Source organism: Kitasatospora sp. NPDC054795 (assembly GCF_053611565.1).
The window spans coordinates 60,095-67,135 of record NZ_JBSHAP010000033.1; the positions used below are offsets into that span (position 1 = coordinate 60,095).

6 protein-coding genes are annotated in these 7,041 nt (G+C 72.5%); 4 read left to right on the forward strand and 2 right to left on the reverse strand.

Features of this window, described 5'->3' with window-relative positions:
- Nucleotides 1–55 precede the first annotated feature (55 nt).
- Together ACWGJO_RS14655 and ACWGJO_RS14660 are read right to left on the reverse strand one after the other, a co-directional pair.
- The gene (locus tag ACWGJO_RS14655) at nt 56–1,213 is read right to left on the reverse strand and encodes an epoxide hydrolase family protein (RefSeq protein ID WP_452183785.1); all 1,158 of its coding nucleotides are present in this window, start codon (nt 1,211–1,213) and stop codon (nt 56–58) included.
- A gap of 70 nt (nt 1,214–1,283) precedes the next feature.
- Nucleotides 1,284–1,697, reverse strand: a complete 414-nt coding sequence (locus ACWGJO_RS14660; protein WP_359912889.1) for an SgcJ/EcaC family oxidoreductase — start codon at nt 1,695–1,697, stop codon at nt 1,284–1,286.
- A gap of 263 nt (nt 1,698–1,960) precedes the next feature.
- On the opposite strand from ACWGJO_RS14660, the gene ACWGJO_RS14665 reads away from it, so the two are divergent.
- The 4 genes from ACWGJO_RS14665 to ACWGJO_RS14680 all read left to right on the forward strand — a co-directional run bounded on the left by ACWGJO_RS14665 (nt 1,961) and on the right by ACWGJO_RS14680 (nt 7,009).
- Nucleotides 1,961–3,139: an acyl-CoA dehydrogenase family protein gene (locus ACWGJO_RS14665; protein ID WP_452183787.1), complete on the forward strand. Its 1,179-nt coding sequence runs from the start codon at nt 1,961–1,963 to the stop codon at nt 3,137–3,139.
- Between the two features lie 87 nt (nt 3,140–3,226).
- Nucleotides 3,227–4,459 carry a cytochrome P450 family protein gene (locus ACWGJO_RS14670; RefSeq protein WP_452183789.1) on the forward strand — a complete coding sequence of 411 codons (1,233 nt, stop codon included), beginning with the start codon at nt 3,227–3,229 and terminating at the stop codon, nt 4,457–4,459.
- A gap of 21 nt (nt 4,460–4,480) precedes the next feature.
- Nucleotides 4,481–5,500 (forward strand): alcohol dehydrogenase catalytic domain-containing protein, encoded by a 1,020-nt coding sequence (locus ACWGJO_RS14675; RefSeq protein ID WP_452183791.1) that lies wholly within the window; start codon nt 4,481–4,483, stop codon nt 5,498–5,500.
- Between the two features lie 54 nt (nt 5,501–5,554).
- Nucleotides 5,555–7,009, forward strand: a complete 1,455-nt coding sequence (locus ACWGJO_RS14680; RefSeq protein WP_452183793.1) for a multicopper oxidase family protein — start codon at nt 5,555–5,557, stop codon at nt 7,007–7,009.
- Nucleotides 7,010–7,041: the final 32 nt, after the last annotated feature.

Genomic DNA, 7,041 nt, shown 5'->3' on the forward strand with positions numbered 1-7,041 from the left:
CCTGGACGAAAGGTGGCGGACCGGCTCCCCGGCCGCCACGAGGGATGGACGGCGGTCAGCGCACCCGGCGCGCGAACGCCCGGACGTCGCCGACGAACAGCTCGGGCTCCTCCAGCGCGGCGAAGTGCCCGCCGCGCTCGAACTCGGACCAGTGGGCGAGGGTCGGGAGGATCCGCTCGGCCCAGCGGCGGATCGGCCGGACGGCGTCCTGCGGGAAGACGGCCACCCCGACCGGCGCGGCGAGCGGCCACGGGCCGGCCCAGGTACGGATGAAGTCGGAGTCCAGCCGGTTGGACTCGTAGTAGAGCTGGGCACTGGAGGCGGCGGAGGCGGTGAACCAGTAGATCGCCGCGTTGGTCAGCAGCCGGTCGCGGGACACCGCGTCCTCCGGCGCCGTCTCCGCGGCCGTCCACTCCTTGAACTTCTCCACGATCCAGGCGAGTTGGCCCACCGGCGAGTCGGTCAGGCCGTAGCCGACGGTCTGCGGCCGGGTGGACTGGATCTTCCGCCAGCCGGCCCCGTCCTGCTCGAAGTGCGCGGCGAACTCCAGCCTGGCCAGGTCCGCCCCGTCCAGGTTCGCGAACTCGGCCGGGTCCTGCGGCGGGAAGGTGGCGAGCATGTTGAGGTGGACGCCGGCGACGTGCGCCGGATCGGCCAGGCCGAGCTGGAGGGAGACCGGCATGCCCCAGTCGCCGCCCTGGACGAGGTACCGGTCGTAGTCGAGGCGGTGCATCAGCTCGGCCCAGGCCCGGCCGACCCGGGCGGTGTCCCAGCCGGTCTCCCGGGGGCGGCCGGAGAAGCCGTAGCCGGGCAGCGAGGGGATGACCACGTGGAACGCGTCGGCCGGATCGCCGCCGTGCGCCCGCGGGTCGGTCAACGGTCCTATCACGTCCAGGAATTCGACCACCGAGCCGGGCCAGCCGTGGGTGATGATCAACGGTGTGGCAGCCGGCTCCGGCGAGCGCACGTGCAGGAAGTGGATGTCCACGCCGTCGATCTCGGTCAGGAACTGCGGGAACGCGTTGAGCTGCTCCTCGGCCTTGCGCCAGTCGAAGCCGGTGCGCCAGTACTCGGCCAGCTCCTTCAGGTAGCCGAGCGGAACCCCGCGCTGCCAGCCCACGCCCGGCAGTTCACCGGGCCAGCGGGTCGCCGCGAGCCGGCGGTCCAGGTCGTCGAGGGCTTCCTGCGGGATGTCGATACGGAAGGGGCGCATGCCGGGTCCTCTCAGCGGACGGTCGGATCGGAGGTGCGGGCAGCGCGGGCCGGGACCGGCCCGCCGGGTCTCAGGCGGCGATGGGCGTGTTCTGGTACGAGGCGATCCGCCAGTCGGAGCCCTGACGGGCCAGCACCCAGGTCGCGCGGATCGCCCGCTCGGCCGTCACCTCGGTGTCCCCGGGGGCCAGCACGCCGCCCTGGGTGACCAGTACGGCGACGTCCGCGGCCAGCGGGCGGACCGACACCGGCTCGCCCGTGACCCGGGTTCCCTTGAACGGGCCGGCGAAGGCCTGGGTCATGAAGGCGCGGATCGCCTGGCGGCTCGTCAGGTAGATGTCGCCGGGCAGGATCAGCGTCGCGTCCTCCGTGAAGACCTCGGCGAAGCCGTCGGCGTCCTGGGCGGCCCAGGCCGCGACGATCCGCTCCGGAACGGCGCGCAGCGCGGACGCCTCGGGGGAGTTGGGCGGGGGAGTGGCGGACATGGCTCTCTCCTTCTCCGGTGGTCCCGGCCGCGATCACGGCGGCCGGGTGACGGCCAGCCTCACACCGGCCCACGACGGGTGACAACTTCCCGATTGCGATGGATCGTTGGACGCCGGGGTGGCCTGGACACGCTCCGGACGCGCCGCAATCCGGGAGATGCGGACATCCCGCCCGGCTGCCAGCCTCGACAGGGCCGATCAACGACCGCGGCCCGGACGGCCAACCCGTTCCGCGTGGGCCGCCCACTTCGGAGGAGCCCCCGATGACTGCCAAGGAATCCCCGTCCCGGGAAGAACTGGTGAGCCGTGCAGCCGAGTTGGTGCCGCTGCTGCAGAAGAACGCGCTGTGGCACGAGGAGCACCGGCGGCTGTCCGACGAGACGCTGAACGCGCTGACGGACTCCGGACTGCTGCAGATCCGGGTGCCGGTCCGCTACGGCGGCTACGAATCCGACATGCGCACCGCGGTGGACGTGATCGCCGAGCTGGCCCGCGGCGACGGCTCCACGGCCTGGGTCATGGCGGTCTACGCCATCAGCTCCTGGATGGCCGGTCTGTTCCCGGACGAGGTGCAGGACGAGATCTTCGCCGACCCGGGCGTGCGGGTGAGCGGCATCCTCAGCCCGACCGCGGTCGCCGTGCCGGTCGAGGGCGGCGTGCTGCTGAACGGCAAGTGGACGTTCAACTCGGGCGCGCTGCACAGCTCCTGGAACACCAATGCGGCCGTGCTGATGACCCCGGACGGGCCGCAGCCGATCATGGTGGCCGTTCCGCTGGCGGACCTGGAGATCGTCGACGACTGGCACACCACCGGCCTGCGCGGCTCCGGCAGCGTCACCACCGTCGCCACCGACCTGTTCGTCCCCGAGCCGCGGGTGCTGCCGATGGTCCCGGTGCTCCAGGGCCGGCACCGCTCCCTGGCGAACGCCGAATCGCCCATCTACCGGGCCCCGTTCATGCCCACCGCGTGCGCCACGGTGGCCGCCCCGGCGCTCGGGCTGGCCAAGGCCGCCAAGGAGGCGTTCTTCGAGCGGCTCCCCGGCCGGAAGATCAGCTACACCGAGTACGCCAACCAGGCCGAGGCCCCGGTGACCCACCTCCAGGTGGCCGATGCCATCACCAGGATCGACGAGGTGGAGTTCCACGCCCACCGCGCCGCCGCCCTGATCGACACCAAGGGCCCCACCGGCGAGGAATGGACCCTGGAGGAGCGGGCCCGGATCAGGCTCGACCTCGGTGCCGTCTGCTCGCGCACCAAGGAGGCGGTGGACATCCTCAACACCGCCAGCGGCGGCTCCTCGATCTACACCACCGTCCCGATCCAGCGCATCGAGCGGGACGTCCAGACCCTCAACCTGCACGGCATCCTGCACCCCAACACCAACCTCGAACTGTACGGGCGGGTCGCCTGCGGTCTCGGGCCCAACACCCTCTACCTGTAGCCGGCGCCCCACCGGACAGGGCCGCACCGAGCGGCCCTGTCCGGCATGCCCTGCCCGCCGTTCCCACCGACCGCCCGGAGGATCCCCATGGCAATCCCCGAACCCGTCGTCATCGACCCCGCCGGACACGACATCCACGCCGAGGGCGCGCGGATCCGGGCGAACGGCCCGGTCGCCCGGATCGAACTGCCCGGCGGCGTGCTCGGCTGGTCGATCACCGACCACGACATCGCCCGCCAGGCCCTCACCGACCACCGGCTGTCCAAGGACCCGCGCCAGCACTGGACGGCCTTCGCCGAGGGCAGGATCGGCGAGGACTTCCCGCTCATCGGCTGGGTGCTGATGGACAACCTCACCACCCGGTACGGCGCCGACCACACCCGGCTGCGCCGGCTGACCGCCGGGGCCTTCACCCCGCGCCGGGTCGAGGCCATGCGGGCCGAGGTCGAGAAGGCCGTCGACGAGCTGCTGGACGAGCTGGGCCGCTGCGAACCCGGCGAGGTGCTGGACCTCAAGGCCCGCTTCGCCCGCCCGATGCCCGCCCGGGTGATCTGCGACCTGTTCGGAGTGCCGGCCGAGGACCGCGCGCAGATGCTGCGCGGTGGCGAGGCGAACATCGACACCACCCTCACCCCCGAGGAGTCGGCGGCCAACGTCGAGCAGTGGCACCGGGAGATGCAGGAGTTCGTCGAGGCCAAGCGCCGCAGCCCCGGGGACGACCTGACCAGCGACCTGGTCCAGGCCCAGGAGGAGGACGGATCCCGGCTGAACGACTCCGAACTGGTCGGCACCCTGCACCTGTTGCTCGCCACCGGGACCGAGCCGGTGATGAACCTGCTCGCCAACGCGACCCGGGCCCTGCTCACCCACCCCGACCAGCTGGCGCTGCTGCGCAGCGGCGCGGTGAGCTGGTCGGACGTGATCGAGGAGACCCTGCGCGTCGAGGCGCCGGTCGCCCATCTGCCCTTCCGCTTCGCGGTGGAGGACATCGAGATCGGCGGCGTCGTCATCCCCAAGGGCGACCCGGTCCTGATCAACTTCGCGGCGGTGGGCCGCGACCGCACCGTGCACGGCGACAGCGCGGACGCCTTCGACGCCGCCCGGTCGGACAAGGAGCACCTCTCCTTCGGCCACGGCGTCTACCGCTGCATCGGCATGCCGCTGGCCCGGATGGAGGCCGAGATCGCGCTCGCCGCGCTGTTCCGGCGCTTCCCCGACATCGAACTCGCCGTCCCCGAGAAGGACTTGGCGCCGCAGGTCACCTTCATCATGAACGGCGTGCAGACCCTCCCGGTCCGCCTCACGCCGCGAAACCGCTGACACGAAAGGGAGGTCCGTCCGATGTGGGCAGCCGTCGTACCCGAGGCCAAGGCGCGCTGGGAACTGCGCGAGATCCCCACCCCCACGGCAGGTCCGGGTCAGGTACTGATCCGGGTCCACGCCTGCGGGGTCTGCCACAACGACCTCTGGGTCAGCCAGGGTGTCTTCCCCTTCCCGCCGCTCGACCCGGTGGTGGTCGGTCACGAGGCCGCCGGGGAGGTCGTCGAGGTCGGTCCGGGAGTGACCACCCGCCGGGTCGGGGACCGGGTCGGCACCACCTGGGTGCAGGCGACCTGCGGCCGGTGCGACTACTGCCGGCTCAACCTCCCGCTCACCGGGCAGTCCGGGATGAACTGCCCGGAGTCGGTGATGAGCGGCCTCACCGTGCAGGGCGGTCACGCGCAGTACGTCGCGGTGTCGGCCGCCAGCACGGTGCTGCTGCCGGACGCCCTCTCGTACGAGGCCGCGGCGCCCGTGCTGTGCGCGGGGTACACCGCGTGGAGCGCGCTGCGCGCCGCGAACCCCGAGCCGGGCGAGCGGGTCGCCGTCCTCGGGATCGGCGGACTCGGCCACCTCGCCGTGCAGTTCGCCCGTGCCGCCGGCTTCGAGACGGTGGCCGTCACCCGCTCGCCGGACAAGCACGAGCTGGCCCGCACGCTCGGCGCGGACCACGTGGTCGCCGACGGCGAGCAGCTGCGGGCGGCCGGCGGCGCCGACGTGGTCCTGGTGACCGGCACCTCCTACCGGGCCGCCACCGAGACCCTCCAGGGACTGCGCCCGAACGGCCGGATCGTGCTCGCCACCATCGACCCGGTCGACTCCTTCACGATCCCGCCCACCAGCCCGTTCTGGGCGCAGCGCCAGCAGGTGATCGGTGCCACCCACAACGGCCTCGACCAGCTCACCGAGGCCCTCGACCTGGTCGCGTCCGGGGCTGTCACGCCGCTGATCGAGACCTTCCCCAAGGAGCGGGTCGCCGAGGCGCTCGAACGGGTCGAACGCGGCGAGGTCCGCTTCCGCGCGGTCGTGACCTACTCCTGACACACCAGCAGCGAGCCCGTGCACACGCACGGGTACCCACGTGGGGAGGACACCTTGTACAGACGAAGATTCCTGGGACTCGCGGGCATCGCGGCGGTGACCGGCGTGGGCCTGCCGGTGGGCGCCATGGCCGGCGGGGACCCGCTGCCCCCCGCGCCGAACGGCCGGGGGAGGCCCACCGGGCCGTTCTCCGTGCGGATGCCGGTGCCGCCTACCCTGCGGCCGGTGGCGCGGACCGGCGACACCGACGTCTACCGGCTCGACGTCCTGGCCGCCGACCTGGAGCTGATCCCCGGTGTCCGGACCAGCTGCCTGACCTACGGCGGCAGCTTCGTCGGCCCGACGATCCGGGCCCGGGAGGGCCGCCGGGTGCTGGTCACCTACCGCAACCGGCTGCCGGAGGCCGTCAACGTGCACCTGCACGGCGGCCACGTCCCGGCCGACAGCGACGGCCACCCGATGCAGCTGATCGACCCGGGCGCCGAGCGCCGCTACGAGTACCCGAACCGCCAGCCCGGCGCCACCCTCTGGTACCACGACCACAGCCACCACACGGAGGCCGAGCACGTCTACCGCGGCCTGCACGCCTTCTACCTGATCGAGGGCGGGGACGAGCGCCGGCTCGACCTGCCGAGGGACGAGTACGACGTGCCGATCGCGATCCGCGACGCCGAGTTCGACGCCGCGGGGCAGTTGGTCCACGGCGATCCGGCGAAGCGGAACGTGATCCTGGTCAACGGCCGTTCCAAGCCGTACTTCCCGGTGGCCGCCCGCAAGTACCGCCTGCGCCTGCTGAACAGCTCGTCCCTGCGGTTCCTGAAGCTGAACTTCGGCTCCCTGCCGGTCCTCCAGATCGGCTCGGACGGCGGTCTGCTGCCCGCGCCGGTCGACCGGACCGGGACGGACTTCCCGCTGGCCGCCGGTGAACGGGTGGACCTGGTGGTGGACTTCTCCGGGCTGGCGGTCGGCAGCAGGGCGGCGCTCACCAACCAGGGCCAGTACACCGGCGACGACCGGATCGAGCCGGTGCTGCAGTTCGCGGTGGACCGCCGGGCGCGCGACCGCAGCGGTGTGCCGGCCACGCTGCGGCCGTTGCCGGAGCTGCCGCCGGCCACGGTCCACCGCGAGCTGACGCTCTCCTTCGACCTGAACGGCACGCCGACCGGCCTGGTCAACGGCCTGCCCTTCGACCCGGACCGGGTCGACCAGCGGGTCCGCCGCGGTGCCACCGAGATCTGGACGGTCACCAACGGCGACAGCGCCACCAAGTACGGTCCGATCCAGCACTCCTTCCACCTGCACCTGGCGCAGTTCCGGGTGCTCGACCGGGACGGCCGGCCACCGCTGCCCGGTGACGCCGGCCTGAAGGACACCGTGCCGCTTCCGCCCGGCACTTCGGTCCGGGTCCAGGCGACCTTCACCGACTACCTCGGCCGCTACATGTACCACTGCCACATGCTGGAGCACTCCTCGGCGGGCATGATGGGCCAGATGGAGATCGTCGACTGATCCGCCCCGACGGCGGGCCGGGCCGGGCACAC